Origin of the sequence: Kitasatospora misakiensis (assembly GCF_042656005.1) — a bacterium.
Lineage (GTDB): Bacteria > Actinomycetota > Actinomycetes > Streptomycetales > Streptomycetaceae > Kitasatospora > Kitasatospora misakiensis.
In genome coordinates this window covers 1-17769 of the sequence record NZ_JBHSOF010000007.1, presented here as the reverse complement: position 1 = coordinate 17769, position 17769 = coordinate 1, and the positions used below count along the sequence as shown (strand labels likewise).

Annotated in this window: 15 protein-coding genes; 10 read left to right on the top strand and 5 right to left on the bottom strand. The window is 73.9% G+C overall.

Annotation, left to right across the window (positions count from 1 at the left end; translation table 11 throughout):
• Window positions 1-87 precede the first annotated feature (87 nt).
• The 8 genes from ACFP3U_RS08025 to ACFP3U_RS07990 all read left to right on the top strand — a co-directional run bounded on the left by ACFP3U_RS08025 (window position 88) and on the right by ACFP3U_RS07990 (window position 10687).
• Window positions 88-792: an SCO family protein gene (locus tag ACFP3U_RS08025; protein ID WP_380224570.1), complete on the top strand. Its 705-nt coding sequence runs from the start codon at window positions 88-90 to the stop codon at window positions 790-792.
• On the top strand, window positions 789-1298 hold the full coding sequence (locus tag ACFP3U_RS08020) for a copper chaperone PCu(A)C (protein ID WP_380224569.1): 510 nt from the start codon (window positions 789-791) through the stop codon (window positions 1296-1298). The genes ACFP3U_RS08025 and ACFP3U_RS08020 overlap by 4 nt, the downstream gene beginning before the upstream one ends.
• 65 nt (window positions 1299-1363) lie before the next feature.
• The gene (locus tag ACFP3U_RS08015; protein WP_380224568.1) at window positions 1364-3454 is read left to right on the top strand and encodes a FixH family protein; all 2091 of its coding nucleotides are present in this window, start codon (window positions 1364-1366) and stop codon (window positions 3452-3454) included.
• A 14-nt stretch (window positions 3455-3468) separates the two neighbouring features.
• On the top strand, window positions 3469-4788 hold the full coding sequence (efeB, locus tag ACFP3U_RS08010) for an iron uptake transporter deferrochelatase/peroxidase subunit (protein ID WP_380224566.1): 1320 nt from the start codon (window positions 3469-3471) through the stop codon (window positions 4786-4788).
• A gap of 155 nt (window positions 4789-4943) precedes the next feature.
• Entirely contained in the window at window positions 4944-5879 is a 936-nt protein-coding gene (gene pheA / locus ACFP3U_RS08005; protein WP_380224565.1) for a prephenate dehydratase, read from the top strand.
• Between the two features lie 512 nt (window positions 5880-6391).
• A complete protein-coding gene (gene serS, locus ACFP3U_RS08000; RefSeq protein ID WP_380224564.1) occupies window positions 6392-7666 on the top strand; it encodes a serine--tRNA ligase in 1275 nt (424 codons plus the stop codon).
• A 118-nt stretch (window positions 7667-7784) separates the two neighbouring features.
• Complete coding sequence (locus tag ACFP3U_RS07995; protein ID WP_380224562.1) at window positions 7785-8633, top strand: HAD family hydrolase; 849 nt, start codon at window positions 7785-7787, stop codon at window positions 8631-8633.
• Window positions 8634-8890: 257 nt separating this feature from the next.
• Window positions 8891-10687: an LCP family protein gene (locus tag ACFP3U_RS07990; RefSeq protein WP_380224561.1), complete on the top strand. Its 1797-nt coding sequence runs from the start codon at window positions 8891-8893 to the stop codon at window positions 10685-10687.
• A gap of 55 nt (window positions 10688-10742) precedes the next feature.
• Here ACFP3U_RS07990 and ACFP3U_RS07985 read toward each other — a convergent pair whose 3' ends face one another.
• The gene (locus ACFP3U_RS07985) at window positions 10743-11507 is read right to left on the bottom strand and encodes a sporulation protein (protein WP_380224560.1); all 765 of its coding nucleotides are present in this window, start codon (window positions 11505-11507) and stop codon (window positions 10743-10745) included.
• A gap of 213 nt (window positions 11508-11720) precedes the next feature.
• On the opposite strand from ACFP3U_RS07985, the gene ACFP3U_RS07980 reads away from it, so the two are divergent.
• Together ACFP3U_RS07980 and ACFP3U_RS07975 are read left to right on the top strand one after the other, a co-directional pair.
• On the top strand, window positions 11721-12461 hold the full coding sequence (locus ACFP3U_RS07980; RefSeq protein ID WP_380224559.1) for a FadR/GntR family transcriptional regulator: 741 nt from the start codon (window positions 11721-11723) through the stop codon (window positions 12459-12461).
• Window positions 12462-12597: 136 nt separating this feature from the next.
• Entirely contained in the window at window positions 12598-13854 is a 1257-nt protein-coding gene (locus tag ACFP3U_RS07975) for a CynX/NimT family MFS transporter (RefSeq protein ID WP_380224558.1), read from the top strand.
• Between the two features lie 44 nt (window positions 13855-13898).
• Here the strand turns inward: ACFP3U_RS07975 and ACFP3U_RS07970 are convergent, their stop codons facing one another.
• The 4 genes from ACFP3U_RS07970 to ACFP3U_RS07955 all read right to left on the bottom strand — a co-directional run bounded on the left by ACFP3U_RS07970 (window position 13899) and on the right by ACFP3U_RS07955 (window position 17561).
• Window positions 13899-14615, bottom strand: a complete 717-nt coding sequence (locus tag ACFP3U_RS07970) for an ABC transporter permease (protein ID WP_380224557.1) — start codon at window positions 14613-14615, stop codon at window positions 13899-13901.
• Window positions 14616-14710: 95 nt separating this feature from the next.
• Entirely contained in the window at window positions 14711-15628 is a 918-nt protein-coding gene (locus ACFP3U_RS07965) for an ABC transporter ATP-binding protein (RefSeq protein WP_380224556.1), read from the bottom strand.
• A 9-nt stretch (window positions 15629-15637) separates the two neighbouring features.
• Window positions 15638-16549: an ABC transporter permease subunit gene (locus tag ACFP3U_RS07960; protein WP_380224555.1), complete on the bottom strand. Its 912-nt coding sequence runs from the start codon at window positions 16547-16549 to the stop codon at window positions 15638-15640.
• Entirely contained in the window at window positions 16533-17561 is a 1029-nt protein-coding gene (locus ACFP3U_RS07955) for an ABC transporter ATP-binding protein (protein ID WP_380224554.1), read from the bottom strand. Before ACFP3U_RS07955 ends, ACFP3U_RS07960 begins: the two co-directional genes overlap by 17 nt.
• Window positions 17562-17769: the final 208 nt, after the last annotated feature.

The following is a 17769-nucleotide window of genomic DNA, read 5'->3' as shown; positions in this document are numbered from 1 at the left end:
GGGGCCGCGCCCGGCACCCGTCGCGGTCGCGCCCGCGCCCCGGGCGCGGCCCCGCCGGTGATCCACCGCACACGATCGGACCTTCCCATGCCCCGCACCGCCAGCACCGCCAGCACCGCCAGCACCGCCCGCTCCGCCCGTACCGCCCGCCTGGTCGGCGCCGCCGCCGTCGCCCTGGCCGCCGCCCTCACCCTGACCGCCTGCGGCTCCTCCGACTCCGCCACCGGCCCCGCCAAGGTCGTCCAGCAGAAGTCCGACTCGCCCTACGAGGGCACCGTGCTCGGCAAGAACTTCGAGAAGCCGGACCTCCAGCTGACCGACACCTCCGGTCAGCCGTACGACCTGCGGCAGAAGACCACCGGCCGGACGACGCTGCTGTTCTTCGGCTACACCAGCTGCCCGGACGTCTGCCCGACCACCATGGGCGACATCGGCGTGGCGATGAAGAAGCTCTCCCCGGAGGAGCGGCAGAAGGTCGACGTCGTGTTCATCTCCACCGACCCGCAGCGCGACACCCCGCAGGTGCTGCGCAGCTGGCTGGACTCGATGGGCAGCGACTTCATAGGCCTGACCGGGGACCTCGCCAAGGTGAAGGCGGCGGCCAAGTCGCTCGGCATCCTGATCGAGGACCCGGTGGTCAACGCCGACGGCACCGTCACCTCCACCCACGGCGCCCAGGTGCTGGCCTTCCTGCCCTCGGACGACAAGGCGCACGTGCTCTACCTGAGCGGCACCGAGGTGAAGACCTTCGAGCACGACCTGCCGCTGCTCGCCAAGGGGGTCGCCGCGTGAAGAGCACCCTCCGCTTCCGCCGGACGGCGCTGGCAGGGGCGGTGCTGGCGACGGCACTGGGCGGCGGCGCCTTCCTGGTGGCCTGCGGGGCGGGCGGCCAGGACGGTGCCGGCGGCGCCCCGGCCAGTGGCGGAGCGGCCCGGCTCAGCGTCGCCGACTCCTACATCCCGCTGCCGCCGGCCGGCGGCATGGCGGCCGGCTACCTGACGGTGCGCAACGAGGGCGGCGAGGGCGACGAGCTGCTCAAGGTCTCCAGCCCCGGCGCCTCCTCGGTCACCCTGCACCGCTCCACGGCCAGCACCATGGAGCAGGTCGAGAAGCTGGACGTCCCGGCGCACGGCGCGTTGCAGCTCGCCCGGGGCGGCACCCATCTGATGATCATGGGGTGGCAGAAGGCCCCGGCCCTCGGTGACGAACTCGAACTCGACCTGACCTTCGCCCGCACCGGCACCATCGCCGTCAAGGTGCCGGTCAAGGAGCTCACCTACCGGCCCGGCCAGCAGTAAGGGATCGCACGATGCTGATGGGACGGACGCCGACAAGACGTCGGACCGCAACGGCACACGCTCTGGTGGCCCGGCGGATCACCGGGCTGCTCGGCGTGCTCGGCGTGCTCGGCGCGGTCCTCGCACTGCTGCTCGCGGGCGCCGGACCGGCCGCCGCGCACGCCGCCCTGCAGTCCACCGACCCCGCGCAGAACACCGTCCTGCCCACCGCGCCGCAGGCCGTCACGCTGACCTTCAGCGAGGCCGTCTCGCTCTCCTCGGACTCGGTGCGGGTGCTCGACCCGTCCGGCCGGGCGGTGGACACGGGCAACCCGGCGCACGCCGACGGCAAGGACGACACCGCCCGGGTCGGGCTCGGCTCCGGGCTCGGCAACGGCACCTACACCGTCGCCTGGCGGGCCGTGTCGGAGGACTCGCACCCGATCGGCGGCGCCTTCACCTTCTCGATCGGCGCGCCCTCGGCCACCACCGTCTCCACCACCGCGCTGGGGAACGCCGAGGCGGACGGCCTGGTCGCCGCGCTCTACGGCACCGGCCGGACGGTCGCGTACGCGGCGTTCGCGCTGCTCGCCGGCGTGGCCGGCTTCGTCCTGCTCTGCTGGCCGGCCGGGGCGGCCCGGCGCCCGGTCCAGCGGCTGCTGATGACCGGCTGGGTGGCCCTGCTGGTGTCCACCGTCGCGGTGCTGATGCTGCGCGGCCCGTACGAGCGGGGCTCCGGGGTCGGCAAGGCCTTCGACCTGTCGCTGATCCGCGCCACGCTGGACGAGCGGATCGGCACGGCGCTGGCGGCCCGGCTGCTGATGCTCGCGGCGGGCGGGGTGTTCCTGTCCCTGCTGGTCGGCCAGCTCGGGCAGTACCCGGCCCGCGCCGCCGGGGCCGCGCCGGAGCGCGCGGGCCTCGCCGGGTCGGCCGGATCCGGCGGGGCGGCCGGGACCGGCGGGGACCGGGAGGAGGCCGAGCTGCGGGAGCTGGAGCGGCGCGCCGCCGAACGGCCGCTGCGCGAGGCCAGGCTCGGCCTCGGGGTGGCCGGACTCGTGCTGACCGTCGCGCTCTCCGCGACCTGGGTCGGCGCCGACCACGCCTCGGTGGGCATCCAGGTCTGGCTGGCGCTGCCGCTCGGCATGCTCCACCTGGTCGCCATGGCGCTCTGGCTGGGCGGTCTGGCCGCGATGCTGGTCGGGCTGCGCGAGGGGATCGGCGCGGAGGTCGCCGACCGCTTCTCGAAGATCGCCTTCGGCGCCGTCCTGGTGCTGGTCGGCACCGGCGTCTACCAGTCCTGGCGCGGACTCGGCAGTTGGGGCGCGCTGACCGGCACCCACTACGGGCGGCTGCTGCTGGTGAAGACCGGCTGCGTGCTCGCCATGCTGGGCGCCGCCTGGATGTCCCGCAGCCGACTGGCCCGGCTGCGGGCCGCCCCGGAGGAGGCGGCCGAGGTCGTCCCGGCGGCGGTCACCCTCGCGGCCGTCGCGGCCGGCGGCAGCACGGACGGGAGCGGCGACGACGACCCGGTCCGGCGGGCCCAGCTGGACCGTCAGCGGGCCGCCCGGGCCAACGCCGACCGGGACCGCGGGCTCACCCCGACCCGGGCCGGGCTGCGCCGCTCGGTGCTGGCCGAGGCGGCGGTCGCGGTGGCCGTCCTGGTGGTCACCACCCTGCTCACCAACTCCCCGCCCGGACGGGTGGCGGGCGAGATCGCGGCCGGCTCGGCGAACGGCGCCCCCGCGACGGCCGGCGGCACCGCCGGCGGCACGACCGGCGCGGCGACCGGTGGCACGACCGGTGGGGCGCCCGCCCCGCAGACGGTGCCCGGCCGGACCGTGGAGCTCAAGCTCCCGTACGACACCAAGGGCCGGACGCCGAACGCCAAGGGCACCGCGACCGTCACCCTCAACCCGGCGGCCACCGGGTCGAACGAGGTGCACCTGAAGCTGGACGGCACGGACGGCTCACCGGTCGAGGTACCGGAGGTCGAACTCGCCTTCACCCTGCCGGACCGCGACCTCGGCCCGCTCACCGTGCCGCTCACCCCCGAGGGCACCGGGCGCTGGACCGGGACGGCACAGCTGCCGCTCGCCGGCAACTGGGTGGTGTCGGTGGTGGTCAGATCCTCCGACATCGACCAGACCACGGAGATCAAGCAGCTGAAGATCGGATAGGGCGGACCATCCTCATGGAGACCAGCACCGACAGCGCCGTCGAACCCGGCGCCCCCTCGACGGACAGCACCCCCGCCGGCACCCCCGGCTTCACCCGGCGGGCCCTGCTCGGCACCGCCGGGGCCGGCCTGGTGATCGGCGCCGGCGCCGGGGCCGCCACGGCCCTGGCCGTGGAGCGGCGCGACCGGCGGGCTCCGGCCGGCGCCGATCACCAGGCCGGCACGGCCCCCGGCCTCGGGCCCGCCCGGGTGGCGTTCCACGGCGAGCACCAGGCCGGGATCCTCGACCCGCAGCAGGCCCGCGTCCAGCTGGCCGCCTTCGACCTGGCCGGCGGGGTCGGCCGGGACGGCGTGCGCGCCCTGCTGCAGCGCTGGTCGCGCACGGTCGCCCGGCTGGCGGTGGGCGAGCCGGCCGACGAGTTCGAGAACCAGATCGCGCTGGACGCCGGCCCCTGCTCGCTCGCCGTCACCTTCGGCTTCGGCGCGGGCCTGTTCGAGAAGACCGGGCTGACCGAGCAGCGCCCGGCCGGACTTGAGCCGCTGCCCGCCTTCCCGGCCGACGCGCTGGACCCGGCCCGCGGCGACGGCGACCTGTTCGTGCAGATCGGCGCCGACGACGCCCTGGTCGCCGTGCACGCCCTGCGGGTGCTGCAGCGCCAGGCGGCCGGCACCGCGGCGCTGCGCTGGCAGATGTCCGGCTTCGGCCGGACGCCCGGCGCCACCGCCACGCCGATGACCGGGCGCAACCTGATGGGCCAGGTCGACGGCACCAACAACCCCCGGCCGGACGAGGAGGGCTTCGCGGCCAAGGTGTTCGTCGCCGCCGGGGGCGGGCAGCCGGCCTGGCTGGCGGGCGGCTCGTTCCTGGTGTTCCGGCGGATCCGGATGCTGCTGGACAGCTGGGAGGCGCTGCCGGTGGACCGCCAGGAGCGGGTGATCGGGCGGCGCAAGGCGGACGGCGCGCCGCTCGGCACGCCGGCCGACGCGGGCGAGCGGGCGCCGGTGGACCTCAACGCCCGGCTGGCGGACGGTTCGCTGGCCGTCCCGGCGGACGCGCACATCCGGGTCGCGGCGCCGGCCGCCAACGGCGGGGCGGCCATGCTGCGGCGCGGGTTCTCGTACCACGACGGCCTGCTGGGCGACGGCTCGCCGGACGCCGGGCTGCTCTTCCTGGCCTTCCAGGCCGATCCGCGCACGGGGTTCACCCCGGTGCAGCGCAAGCTGTCCCGGGGCGACGGGCTCTCCCGGTTCCTGCGGCACGAGGCGAGCGGGCTGTACGCCGTCCCGCCGGGCGCGCCGCAGGGCGGGTACGTCGGGCAGACCCTGTTCGACTGACCGGTCCCGTCCGTCCCCCGTCCCCCTCTGTCCACCGGTCGTCCGTCCCGCTCCCACGGAGCGGACGGCGATCGTGGCGGGGGGAAGGAGTGACTATGGTGTCCTTTCGGCAGTCCGCCGATCCCCTCGTCGGTCCCGTTCCCCCTGGAGGCGTCATGTCGGCCACCCGCTACACGTACCTCGGGCCGGCGGGCACCTTTACCGAGGCGGCCCTGCGCACCCTGCCGGAGGCGGCGACCCGGGAGCTGGTGCCGATGTCCTCGGTGCAGCTGGTGCTGGACGCCGTCCGGGCGGGCGAGGCCTCGGGCGCGTTCGTGCCGATCGAGAACTCGGTCGAGGGCGCCGTCACGGCCACCAACGACGAGCTCGCGGCCGGCGCACCGCTGATGATCTACCGCGAGGTGCTGCTGCCGATCACCTTCGCGCTGCTGGTGCGGCCGGGCACCGAACTGCCGGACGTCAAGACGGTCACCAGCCACCCGGTGGCCCAGGCGCAGGTCCGCCGCTGGATCGCCGCCAACCTGCCGGACGCGCACTGGGAGTCCGCCGCCTCGAACGCCGACGGCGCCCGGCTGGTCGCCGAGGGCCGGTACGACGGGGCGTTCGCGGGCGAGTTCGCGGCGCCGATCTACGGGCTGGACCCGCTGGTCAAGGACATCGTGGACGCGCAGACCGCGACCACCCGGTTCGTGCTGGTCGGCCGACCGGGGCGGGTCTCCTCGCCCACCGGGGCGGACAAGACCTCGATGGTGGTGTGGCTGCCGGACGACCACCCGGGCGCGCTGCTGGAGCTGCTCCAGGAGTTCGCGGTGCGCGGGGTCAACCTGATGCGGATCGAGTCGCGGCCGACCGGGGAGGGGCTCGGCAACTACTGCTTCCTCATCGACTGCGAGGGGCACCTCAGCGACCGCCGGGTGGGCGAGGCGATGATGGGCCTCAAGCGGATCAGCCCGCAGGTGCGGTTCCTCGGCTCCTATCCGCGCGCCGACGAGCAGGCGTCCAAGCACCGGCGGCCGGGCACCTCGGACGCGGATTTCGGCGCGGCCGCGGACTGGCTCTCCCGTTGCCTCGACGGGCGCGGGGACATCTGAGTCCAGGGGACATCCGCGTCCATCCGGGGGACATTCCCCGGCCACGCGTCCTTTTCGAACCGTTTTCTGCCGTGCCGGGCGGCCGTCCACAGGGCGGTCGCCCCGCCCCCGGGCTTGTCCACAGGGACTCCCGCTGTCCACAGGCCCGAGTTATCCACAGGCCTGGGGATGAGTCGACAAACCGGTATAGCCACTGCACGTATCGGTCGGATCATCGGTTTGCGTCGCAGAGATGACTAATCGGACCAGAGTCACCCGGGTGTCGGCAAATCACCCGTGCGAGTGCTTCAATTCGCTCACCCGGGAAGGTCAAATGAGGTTTGAAACCTGAATTCCATGGTCGGTTCCACTGTCCACCGGTGCCGTCCCGCGATCCACAGCCCGACCGGGGAGCCTGTGGATAACCGGCCTCCGGAGCGCTTCCCACCACGGTTATCCACAGGTTGGGGCGAGTTATCCCCAGGGGAAATCCCGTACCGGTGGACGGGCGCCCGCCCGGTAGGCTTGGGCGCGTGATTGACCTTCGCCTGCTCCGTGAGGACCCTGACCGAGTGCGCGCCTCGCAGCGCGTCCGTGGCGAGGACGTCGACCTGGTCGACGCCCTCCTCTCCGCCGACGAACGCCGCCGGTCCTCGGGCACGCGCTTCGACGAACTGCGCAACGAGCAGAAGTCGCTCGGCAAGCTCGTCTCCAAGGCCCAGGGCGAGGAGAAGACCGCCCTGCTCCAGCGCACCAAGGAGCTGGCCGCCGAGGTCAAGGCCGCCGACGCCGAGCAGGGCGAGGCCAAGGACGAGGCCGAGCGCCTGCTCCGCTCGCTGGCGAACCTCATCGACCCGGCCGCCCCGGTCGGCGGCGAGGAGGACTTCGTCACGCTGGAGGAGATCGGCACCCCGCGCGACTTCGCCGCCGAGGGCTTCGAGCCCCGCGACCACGTCGAGCTGGGCCGGCTGCTCGGCGCGATCGACACCGAGCGCGGCGCCAAGGTCGCCGGTGCCCGGTCGTACTACCTGACCGGTGTCGGCGCGCTGCTGGAGCTCGCCCTGGTCAACATGGCGATCGCCCAGGCCACCGCCGCCGGCTTCATCCCGATGATCACCCCGGCCCTGGTCCGCCCGGCGGCCATGGACGGCACCGGCTTCCTCGGCCAGGCCGCGGAGAACGTGTACTTCCTGGAGGACGACGAGCGCTACCTCGTCGGCACCAGCGAGGTCCCGCTCGCGGCGTACCACATGGACGAGATCATCGACGCCGACAAGCTGCCGCTGCGCTACGCCGGCTACTCGTCCTGCTTCCGCCGCGAGGCCGGCACCTACGGCAAGGACACCCGCGGCATCATCCGCGTCCACCAGTTCGAGAAGGTGGAGATGTTCGTCTTCACCACCCCCGAGGACGCCGAGAACGAGCACCGCCGCCTGCTCCAGTGGGAGAAGGACTTCCTCAACGCGCTCGAACTGCCCTACCGGGTCATCGACGTCGCCTCCGGCGACCTCGGCTCCTCGGCCGCGCGCAAGTTCGACATCGAGGCCTGGGTCCCCACCCAGGGCAAGTACCGCGAGGTCACCTCGACCTCGAACACCACCGAGTACCAGTCGCGCCGCCTCGCCATCCGGATGCGCGAGGAGGGCAAGGTCCGCCCGCTGGCCACGCTGAACGGCACCCTGGTCGCCGTCCCGCGCACCATCGTGGCGATCCTGGAGAACCACCAGCAGGCCGACGGCTCGGTCGTCGTCCCGGAGGCGCTCCGCCCGTACCTGGGCGGCCGGGCCGTCCTGGAGCCGGTCAAGTAGCACCGCCCGGTCCGGCCGCACCGCGGCCGGCCGGACCCACCGCGACGCGGACCGCAGTGACGCGGACCGCAGTGACGCGGACCGCAGTGATGAAGCAACTCCCGGGAGACGCACGGCCATGAGCACCACCAGCCCCAGCCCCGTCTCCCCCGCGGACGGTGGCGGCCTGCCCTTCAAGCTGGTCGCCACCGACCTCGACGGCACGCTGCTGAACAGCACCGAGAACGTCTCCGCGCGCACCCGCGCCGCGCTGGCCACCGCCACCGCGGCCGGGGCGCTGCACATCATCGTCACCGGCCGCTCGGCCGCCTGGGCCCGCCCGGTCTTCGACGAGATCGGCTACCGGGGCATAGCGGTCTGCGGCCAGGGCGCCCAGGTCTACGACGCCGGCGCGCACAAGCTCCTCACCTCGCTCACCCTGGACCGCCGGGTGGCCGCGCTCGCGATCGCGAAGATCGAGGCCGAGACCGGCCCGCTGGCGGTCGCCGCCAACCAGGACGGCCTGGAGGGCGACGTCCTGGCCGGCCCCGGCTACGAGCAGCTGATCGGCTCCGACCTGCCGGTCGTCCGGGCCACCGCGGACGAACTGCTCGCCGCCCCGATCAGCAAGCTGTACATCCAGCAGCGCGGGCGCACCGACGACGAGCTCGCCGAGGCCGCCCGCCGGGTGGCCGGCGACCTGGTCGGCGTGGTGATGGCCGGCCCCGGGGTGGTCGAGCTGCTGCCGCTCGGGCTCTCCAAGGCCACCGGACTCGCGGTCGCCGCCCGCCGGCTCGGCGTGACGGCCGCCGACACCATCGCCTTCGGCGACATGCCCAACGACGTGCCGATGTTCGGCTGGGCCCGGTACGGCGTCGCGATGGCCAACGCGCACCGGGAGCTGCTCGCGGTGGCCGACGAGGTCACCCTGAGCAACGACGAGGACGGCGTCGCGGCCGTCCTGGAGCGCCTCTACCCCGCACTCTGAGCCCCACCGCCGGCCGCCCCGCGCCGCCGGTGCGCCCTTCGGCGTGCCCTTCGGCGTGCCCACGCGCCGTCCGGGCCCGCCGGGGGTGAACTCCCCCGCGCGGCCCGCCGGTTCAGCCGTTGGAGTGATGGTCCGACGGGCCGGTGCGGTGAACGCGCGGGTGGGCGGGGGTGCGGCCGGGTTCGACGGCCGGGCGGCACCGGAAGAGTTTGTATGCTCCCAGGGTTGCCCGCTTCCGTCGCTGAGAGGTGCGCGCCATGTCAGTCCAGTGGGACGGGAGCCCGCCGGATCGGGCCGGGCGGCGGCGCGCCGACGGCGGCGTCCGGACCGACGACGCTCCCCGCACCGACGACGGTCTCCGCACCGAGCGGCCCGAGGACGGCACCGGCCGGCTCCCGGCACCGCGCCCCGGCGGCCGGATCGAGGCCCGGCGGGCCGCCCAGAGCCGCGGTGCCCCGGGCCGCACCGGGGCGGCCGAGGGCGGACGGGCGGCCGGCCGAGGCGGACGCCGGGACGCCGACCGGAGCCCCGCGCGGGACGGTCGGCGCGGCGCCCGGCGGCTGATCGCCTGGTCGGTGGCCGGGGTGCTGGTGGTCCTGGCCGGTGCCGGCGGCGCGGTGTACTACAAGCTGAACGGCAATCTCCGGTCCTTCGACGCGGACGCCGTCGCCCCGGACCGCCCGCCCGAACCGACCGCCGACGCGCACGGCCACCGGCCCGTCAACCTGCTGCTGATCGGCTCCGACTCACGCGCCGGGAACAACAGCGACCTCGGCGGCGGCGACGAGGCCGGCGCCCGCTCCGACACCACGATCCTGCTGCACGTGTACGCCGACCACCGGCACGCGGTGGGCATCTCGATCCCGCGCGACGCCCTGGTGACCGTCCCCCGGTGCAAGCTGCCGAACGGCAAGTGGACCAGGGAGCAGTCCGGACAGATGTTCAACTCGGCCTTCTCGGTGGGCAATTCCGAGACCGGCAACCCGGCCTGCACGCAGAACACGGTGGAGCGGCTGACCGGGATCCGGGTGGACCACACCATCGAGGTCAACTTCGAGGGCTTCGCCGCGATGACCGGCGCGGTCGGCGGGGTCGACGTCTGCCTGCCGAACGACATCCACGAGGGGCACATCAACCCCAATCTGGGCCGGAAGGGCAAGGTGGTGCTCGCCAAGGGCCGCCAGCGGGTCGCCGGCCAGCAGGCGCTCGACTACGTCCGGCTGCGGCACGGCATCGGCGACGACTCCGACGTCGGCCGGATGAAACGTCAGCAGGCCTTCCTCGCCTCACTGCTGGCGAAGATCAAGAGCAAGGGCCTGAGCCCCGGCACCCTGCTGCCGCTGGCCGACGCCGCGACCCGTTCGATGACCGTCGACCCCGGCCTCGACTCGGCCGCCAAGCTGATGGACTTCGCGCTGACGCTCAAGGGCATCGACCTGCACGAGGTCAAGTTCCTGACCACGCCCTGGCGTTACAGCGGCGCGCGGATCGATCTGGTGCACCCGGCGGTCGACACCCTGTGGCGGACCCTGCAGGCCGACCGGACCATCGACGGCCAGGACGCCACCGGCCACCAGGCGGACGCGCCCGCGCCGTCGGCCGAACCGACGCCGACCCCGACCACGGCCGCCGAGCCCTCGCCGATCGCCACCGACGGCGCGCCGATCCGGGTCACCGTCTACAACGGCACCAGCGCAGCCGGTCTGGCCGCCCGGGCCGCCGAGACGCTGAGGGCGGCCCGGGTCACCGTCGCCGGGACGGCCACCTCGCGCGGCACCGCGCGGGCGACCACCACCGTCGAGTACGGCGCCGGGCAGCGGGCCGCCGCGGAGAAGGTCGCCACGCTGTTCCCGGGCGCCGCGGTGGCCCCGGGGCAGGGGGCCGGCATCAGCCTGCTGCTCGGCCGCGACTACGCGGCCGGGGGCGCCGCGAGCGGCACCCCCTCGCCGGCCGCCACCGGGCCGTCCGGCGCCCCGACCCAGCTGCCCACCGAGGTGGTCAACGAGGCCAGGTCCGCCGACGACGACATCTGCAGCAACGTCTCCTACGGCTGACAGACCGGGGGAGCCGGGGCCGGGCCGTCACCCGGCTCCCGGCCCCAAACAGGCCTCAGAGCGCGGCGCGGATCCAGCCGTCGACCAGCGCGGTGAGGTCCTCGCCGGCCTGGCCGTGGCCGACCACATGGGTGCGGATGACGTCCCCGCCGCCACCGAACAGCCCGCCGCGGCGGTCCGCCTCCAGGACCACCTCGACCCGGTCCGGGGTGGTCACGAAGCTGACCTCCAGCGAGTTGCAGGCGTGCGCGTACTGCGGCGCCGAGGAGAACTCGATCTCCTGGTAGAACGGCAGCGTCTGCCCGGTGCCGCGGATGTGCCCGGCCTCCAGGTCCGCCGAGCGGAACCGGAAGCCCAGCTGGAGCAGGGTCTCCAGGATCCGGTGCTGCACCGGCAGCGGCTCGACCTCCAGCGGGTCGGAGTCGCCCTTGTCGAGCGCGCCGGCGATGTCGACCTCGGTGCGCACGCCGAGCTGCATGCCGTGCAGGCGCTGCCCGGCGATGGCGGTGACCGGGGTCTCCCAGGGCACCTGGACGGAGAACGGGATCGAGCTCTTCTCGCCCGGCGCCAGCTTCAGCGGCGCGGTGACCGAGAAGCGCGCGAACGGGTAGAGGCTGGTGCTCTCGCCGTCCTCGTGCTCGATCTCCACCCGGGCGACCAGGGTCAGCGTGATCCCCCGGATGTCCGCCTCCACCGTCCCCCCGGTCAGCTCGACCGTGCCGGCCATCGTCCCGCCGGGCTGCACGACCGGCGTGCTCAGGACGGTGTCGACGCCGGGACCGCCGACGCCCAGGGCACCGAGCAGCTTCTTGAACACCATGCGGACGCTCTCCTCGTATCAGGCGGGTGTGGACCGGGCTCCGGCCTTCCGGATCGCCGGTCGTCCGAAGGAACGCCAGGCCGCCGCGGACGGTTCCCGAGCCGTTCACCCCCGGTTGTAGGATGACCGGGCAATCAGTTGTAGGATGACCGATGACAGAGGCTCCGAACACCGAGACCTCGCGCCCAGACCTCGCACCGGGAGGAGCCCGCCATGAGCAGCCCGCACAGCGGCAACGACACGCTGCAGACCGCCGGACGGCGCTCCCTGGTGGACACCGCGATCGACCAGCTGCGGGAGCAGCTGAGCTCCGGCGCCTGGCCGGTCGGCTCGCGGATCCCCACCGAGCACGAGCTCGCCGAACGCCTCGGGATCGGGCGGAACACCGTCCGCGAGGCGATCCGGGTGCTGGTGCACGCGGGGATGCTGGTCTCCCGGCAGGGCGAGGGCACCTTCGTCCGCTCCACCAGCGACCCGGCCGCCGTGCTGCGCGGTGTGCAGCGCTCCGGGGTGCGGGACGTCCTGGAGGTCCGGGCCGCGCTGGAGGCCGAGGCCGCCCGGCTGGCGGCGCTGCGGCACACCCCCGAGGACATCGACCGGATGCGGGCCGCGCTGGCCCGCGAGGCCGCGGTGATGGCGGCCCACCCCGAGCGGGCCGGCCGTGAGGCCACCGTCGAGCACGACCTGGAGTTCCACACCGCCGTCGTCGAGGCCGCGCACAACCCGGCGCTGACCGAGGTGTACCGCTACTTCGGCGCCTCGGTGCGCGAGTCGATGCGGACGGCGTTCGGCGACCACGAGATGCCCGAGGTGGTCGTGGCGACCCACGCGGCGCTCGTCGACGCGATCGAGAGCGGGGACCCGGACCGGGCCGAGCGGGCCTGTCGCGCGCTGCTCGCCGAGCCGACCGCGGCCGTCGAGCAGCTCCTCGCCGCCATCGCCGCCCGGAAGTGAGCGGGCCGAGGCCCCCGTTCCGCACCGCCCGCGCATCCGTCCGCGTCTCCGTCCGCGCCCCCTTCCACGTCTCCGTCCACGCCTTCGTCCACGCCCTCGGACGCACTCCGCATCCCACGAAAGACGAGCACCACCCATGGCCGCCACCCGTGCCCAGCAGCCGGTTGTCACCACCTCCGTCCCGCGCCCCGTCCGCTCCCGGCTGGCCCACCCCGCGCTGCTGCTGACCGGCATCGTGCTGGTCGCCCTGAACATGCGGGCCTGCCTGGCGGCGATCTCGCCGATGGTCGGCGAGATCCAGCGCACCTTCGGGCTCTCCGCCACCGCGAGCGGACTGATCACCACCGTGCCGGTGCTCTTCCAGGGCGTCGGCGCCCCGCTCACCCCCCGGCTGACCCGGCGCTTCGGCACCGAGCGGGTGGTGCTGGGCGCGGTGCTGGTGCTCGGCGCGGGCGTGCTGCTGCGGGTGCTGCCCTCGGTGGCGGCCCTGTACGCCGGCTGCATGGTGATCGGTGTCGCGATCGCGGTGCTGAACGTCTCGATGCCCGGCCTGGTCAAGCGCGAGTTCCCGGACCGGGCCGCCGCGATGACCGGCGTCTACTCGACCACCATGCTGGTCGGCGCGACCCTGGCGGCCGGTCTGTCGGTGCCGTTGGAGCACGCGCTCGGCGGCGGCTGGGAGGCCTCGCTCGGTGCCTGGTCGCTGCTCGCGCTGGTCGCGGCGGTGGCCTGGCTGCCGCAGGTGCTGCGGGCGCGGGCCGCTGGGGGGAAGGCCGTCGCGGGTGCCGCCGCCGGTCCGGCCGCGCCGGCCGCCCGGCCGATCGAGGGGATCTGGCGCTCGCCGCTGGCCTGGCAGATCAGCCTGTTCATGGGCATCTCGTCGCTGCTGGTCTACACGCTGGTCGCGTGGATGCCGACCATCCTGGCCGACCAGGGGATGGACCGCGGCGAGGCCGGCCTGGTCTTCGCCTTCTCCAACCTGGTCCAGGTGGCCGGCGCCTTCCTGGTGCCGCTGTTCGCCGGCCGGATGACCAGCCAGCGGGCGCTCGCCGTCTCGATGGCCGTGCTCAACGGGGTCGGCATCGCCGTCCTGCTGATCGCCCCGGTGCCCGGCGCCTGGGTGGCGGCCACCATCCTCGGCGTCGCGCAGGGCGGTTCACTCGGCCTCGGGCTGGCCTTCATCGTGCTGCGGACCGACAGCGCCGCCGGCGCCGCCCAGCTGGGCGGGATGTCGCAGGCGGTCGGCTATCTGGTCGCGGCGGCCGGCCCGGTCGGGGCCGGGGCCCTGCACCAGGCGACCGGCGGCTGGACCACGCCGCTGGCGCTGCTGCTGGCGCTGGTCGCGGTGGTCGGCGTCGCGGGCTGGGGCGCCGGGCGCAACCGCACGCTCTGACGCTCGCGGAGGCCGGGCGCGCGCCGCCCGGCCTCCGCGAGGTCCTACTCCTCCGAGGCCAGGGTCAGCCCGGCCAGCTTCACCGAGGCGAGCACCGTCGCCGCCACGGCGACCAGCAGCAGCAGCGGAACGGCCGCGCCGAGCGAGACCACCGAGGTGATCGAGCCGTCCGCGGCCACCGACTCGGCCACCGCCAGACCCCACTGCTGGATGCTCAGCTTGCGGGCGCCCTCGACGAAGTTGCCGATCACCGCCTCCCACACCAGCGCGTACGCCAGCCCGGCCACCACCGCGTGCCGGGTCACCACGCCCAGCAGCAGGAACAGCGCGCTGTAGGCGGCGCCGGCGACCAGCGCGGCCACCGTGTAGGCGAGCGCCAGGCCCTCCTTCGAGCCGTACAGCAGCAGCCCGGAGACCAGCACCGGCACCGCCGAGAAGGCCCAGGTGATGCCGATCGCCACGGTCAGCTTGGTGGTGATGATCTTCCAGCGCGGCAGCGGCTTGGCCAGCAGGTAGACGATCGAGCCGTCGTCGATCTCGGTGGCGATGGCCCCGGTGCCGACGACCAGGCCGAGGATCGGCAGCAGGGTGCCCAGCGCGAGCTTGCCGAGGATGTTCACGACCAGGTCGTGCTTGTTCCCGTCGGACCCGGCGGCGAGCGCCGAGACGAGCAGCAGCAGGACGGGGACCACCAGCAGCAGCAAGCCGCGGCGGCGGCCGAGCAGGCCGCGCAGCGTCAGCCTGGCGACGGTCGGGTTCATGGTGGGTCGGCCTTCCTGAGGTCCTGGTCCTGGTGGTGGGTGATCACGGCGGCCGGCGGCCGGCAGCCGGCGGCCCGCGCGGGGCCGGTGCCGGGTTACGCGGAGACGAGGTAGGAGAACACGCTCTCCAGCGACTCGTCCGCCGGGGCCACGGTGTACAGCCGGATGCCGGCCCGCTGGGCGACCTTCGGCAGCAGCGTGGTGAACGCCTGGAAGTTCACCGCCTGGACGCGCAGGGCCTTCTCCTGCCAGTCCAGCTCGATGCCGGCCGTCGAGGGGTCGGCGATCAGCGCCGCCGCGAGCTGCCGGTCGTCGCTGGAGCGGACCAGGTAGCGGTGCGGGCGGTCGGTCATCAGCCGGCGGATCTTCCGGAAGTCGCCGGAGGCGGCGTGCCGGCCGGCGACCACCACCTCGATGTGCCGGGCCAGCTGCTCGACCTCCTCCAGGATGTGCGAGGAGAACAGCACCGTCCGGCCGTCCGAGCCGAACCGCCGCAGCAGGTCCATCAGCTGGAGCCGCTGCCGCGGGTCCATGCCGTTGAACGGCTCGTCGAGCAGCAGCACGGCCGGGTCGTGGACCAGCGCCGAGGCCATCTTGACCCGCTGCTTCATGCCCTTGGAGTAGGTGCCGGTGCGCCGGTCCTTGGCGTAGTCCATCTCGACCAGGTCGAGTGCCTTGCGGGCGGCGGCGCCCGGGTCGGGCAGGCCGTGCAGCTCGGCGTTGGCGAGGACGAACTCCCAGCCGGTCAGGTAGTCGTACATCGATTCCCGCTCGGGGACCAGGCCGATCTGCCGGTACACCTCCTGGTTGCGCCAGATCGGCGCGCCGTCCAGGGTGACCGACCCGGTGGACGGCGCCAGGAAGCCGCTCATCATGTGGATGAGGGTCGACTTGCCGGCCCCGTTCGGCCCGAGCAGGCCCGTGATGCCGGGGCCGATCGCCATGCTGACGTCGTTGACGGCGACCACGTTCCCGAACCAGCGGGAGACCTTGTCGATGGTGATGGTGGCCATGACGCCCTCTCAAACGTTCCGATAGCGCTGCAGCAGCAGCCGGTACGAGCCGGCCACCATCGCGACGGCGACGGCGGTGAACACCAGCAGGCCGAACCCGCCCGGCGCGTGCATCCGCTGCGCGCCGGAGCCGAGGTCGAACAGCTCGTTGGTCAGGCTCTCCACCAGCCCGCCCGGCGACAGCAGCGCGGCCCACTGGGCGGAGTCCGGGAGCTTCTCGTCGAAGCCGGTGCTGCTCGTGGCCATCCCGACCACGACGCCGACCACCGCGGTGCTGACCGCGAGGTAGCCCATGATCGCGGCCACCCCGAAGCCGCGCCGCGGCGTGGTCGCGGCGATCACCACCGCGGCCGAGGTCGGCACCAGCGCGTACAGCACCGCGGCCACCAGGCCGTAGAGGAAGTGCTCGGTCTGTTCGCCGAACTTCAGCCCGACGAGCAGCGAGCCGCCGTAGAGCACCAGCAGCGGCGCGAGCATCAGCAGCAGTTGGGCGCAGGCCATCGCCCCGAACTTGGCCCGGACGTAGTCGGTGCGGGTGATCGGGCGGGAGAAGTACAGCGGGACGGTGTGGTGGCGCAGGTCCCGGGAGAACAGCACCGGCGCCTGCGAGGCGAGGAAGATCGAGACCACCAGCCCGATCGCGCTCAGGTACTGCGCGTAGTCGACCGGCAGCCGGTCGGCGCCGGTCATCACGGCGACCGAGACGATGATCAGGGCCGGCACGGTGGCCGTGCCCAGCACGATCATCGGCAGCACCTTCGACTTGCCGGAGCGCCCGAGGCCGTACGCGGCGCGCAGGCTCTGGGTGAACAGCGAGTGCGTGGCGTAGCCCCGGCCCAGCCGCGGGCCGGTGTAGCCGCGGTAGCCGATGTCATGGATGACACCGGTGTCGGCCGTCCGGGACTCAGGAGGCAGCGACATCTGCGGTACCTCCCCCGATCTCCGAGTGTTCGATGTCTCCGGTCCCGCCGGTCTCGCCGGTCCCGCCGGCGCTTCCCGCGCTGACCGCGTTCTCCGTGAACAGCTCGGCGACCCGGTGCCGCCGCTGCTCCAGCCGGACCAGCCCGAGCCCGAGGTCGGCGACCGCGTCCCGGATCGTGTCGTAGGTGTCGTCGCCCGCCAGCCGGACCAGCAGGATCCGCGGCCCCTCCGTCTCCACCGCGAGGCCCGCCGCCGCCAGCCGGGTGCGCACCGCGGCGCTCGCGTCCAGGGCGTGGTCCTCCGGGTGGTCCGTCACCTCGACCGCCAGGGTGGCGGTCGCACCGGTGAAGGAGGCGGTGGACGAGGAGCGCAGCAGCTTGCCGCCGTCGATGACGACCAGGTGGTCGCAGGTGCGCTCCAGCTCGCCCAGCAGGTGGGTGGTGACCAGCACCGAGATGCCGAAGTCGCTGTACACGCGGCGGATCAGCGCCAGCATGTCGTCCCGGCCGACCGGGTCGAGACCGTTGGTGGGCTCGTCCAGCAGCACCAGCTTCGGGTCGTGCACCAGCGCCTGCGCCAGCTTCACCCGCTGCTTCATGCCGGTCGAGTACCCGCCCATCGGGCGGTACCGCTCCTCGTACAGGCCGACGTGCCGCAGCGTGTCCGCCGTCCGCTCGCGGGCGGCGGCGGCCGGCAGCCCGGCCATCCGCGCCATGTGGACGACGAACTCGGTGGCCGAGACGTCCGGCGGCAGGCAGTCGTGCTCCGGCATGTAGCCGACCTGCTCGCGGATCTCCGACCCCTGGGTGGCGATGTCCAGCCCGAGCACCCGCCCGGTCCCGGAGGTCGCCGGGGACAGCCCTAGCAGGATCTTGATGAGTGTGGACTTGCCGGCGCCGTTCGCTCCCACCAGGCCGACCACCCCGGGCTCGACCTCAACGGTCAGCTGATCGAGGGCGGTCACCCGGGGGAACCTCTTGGTGAGGCCGTCCGTCTTGATGACAGTGGACACGGGCCTCAACGTAGTGCGCGCGGGCCCCGGTGAACATGAGCTGCGATGACGACCCCGTCTGCTGCTGCGGTATGACGCCGCCCCGCCCGTCCCCTAAGGGATCACGGCACGCGGGCGGACCGGGGCCCGCCCGCGCCGTGGTCGCTTCAGCCCAGCTGGGCGAGGCCCTCGGTGGCGATCTTCTCGAAGACGGCGAGGTCGTTCGCGA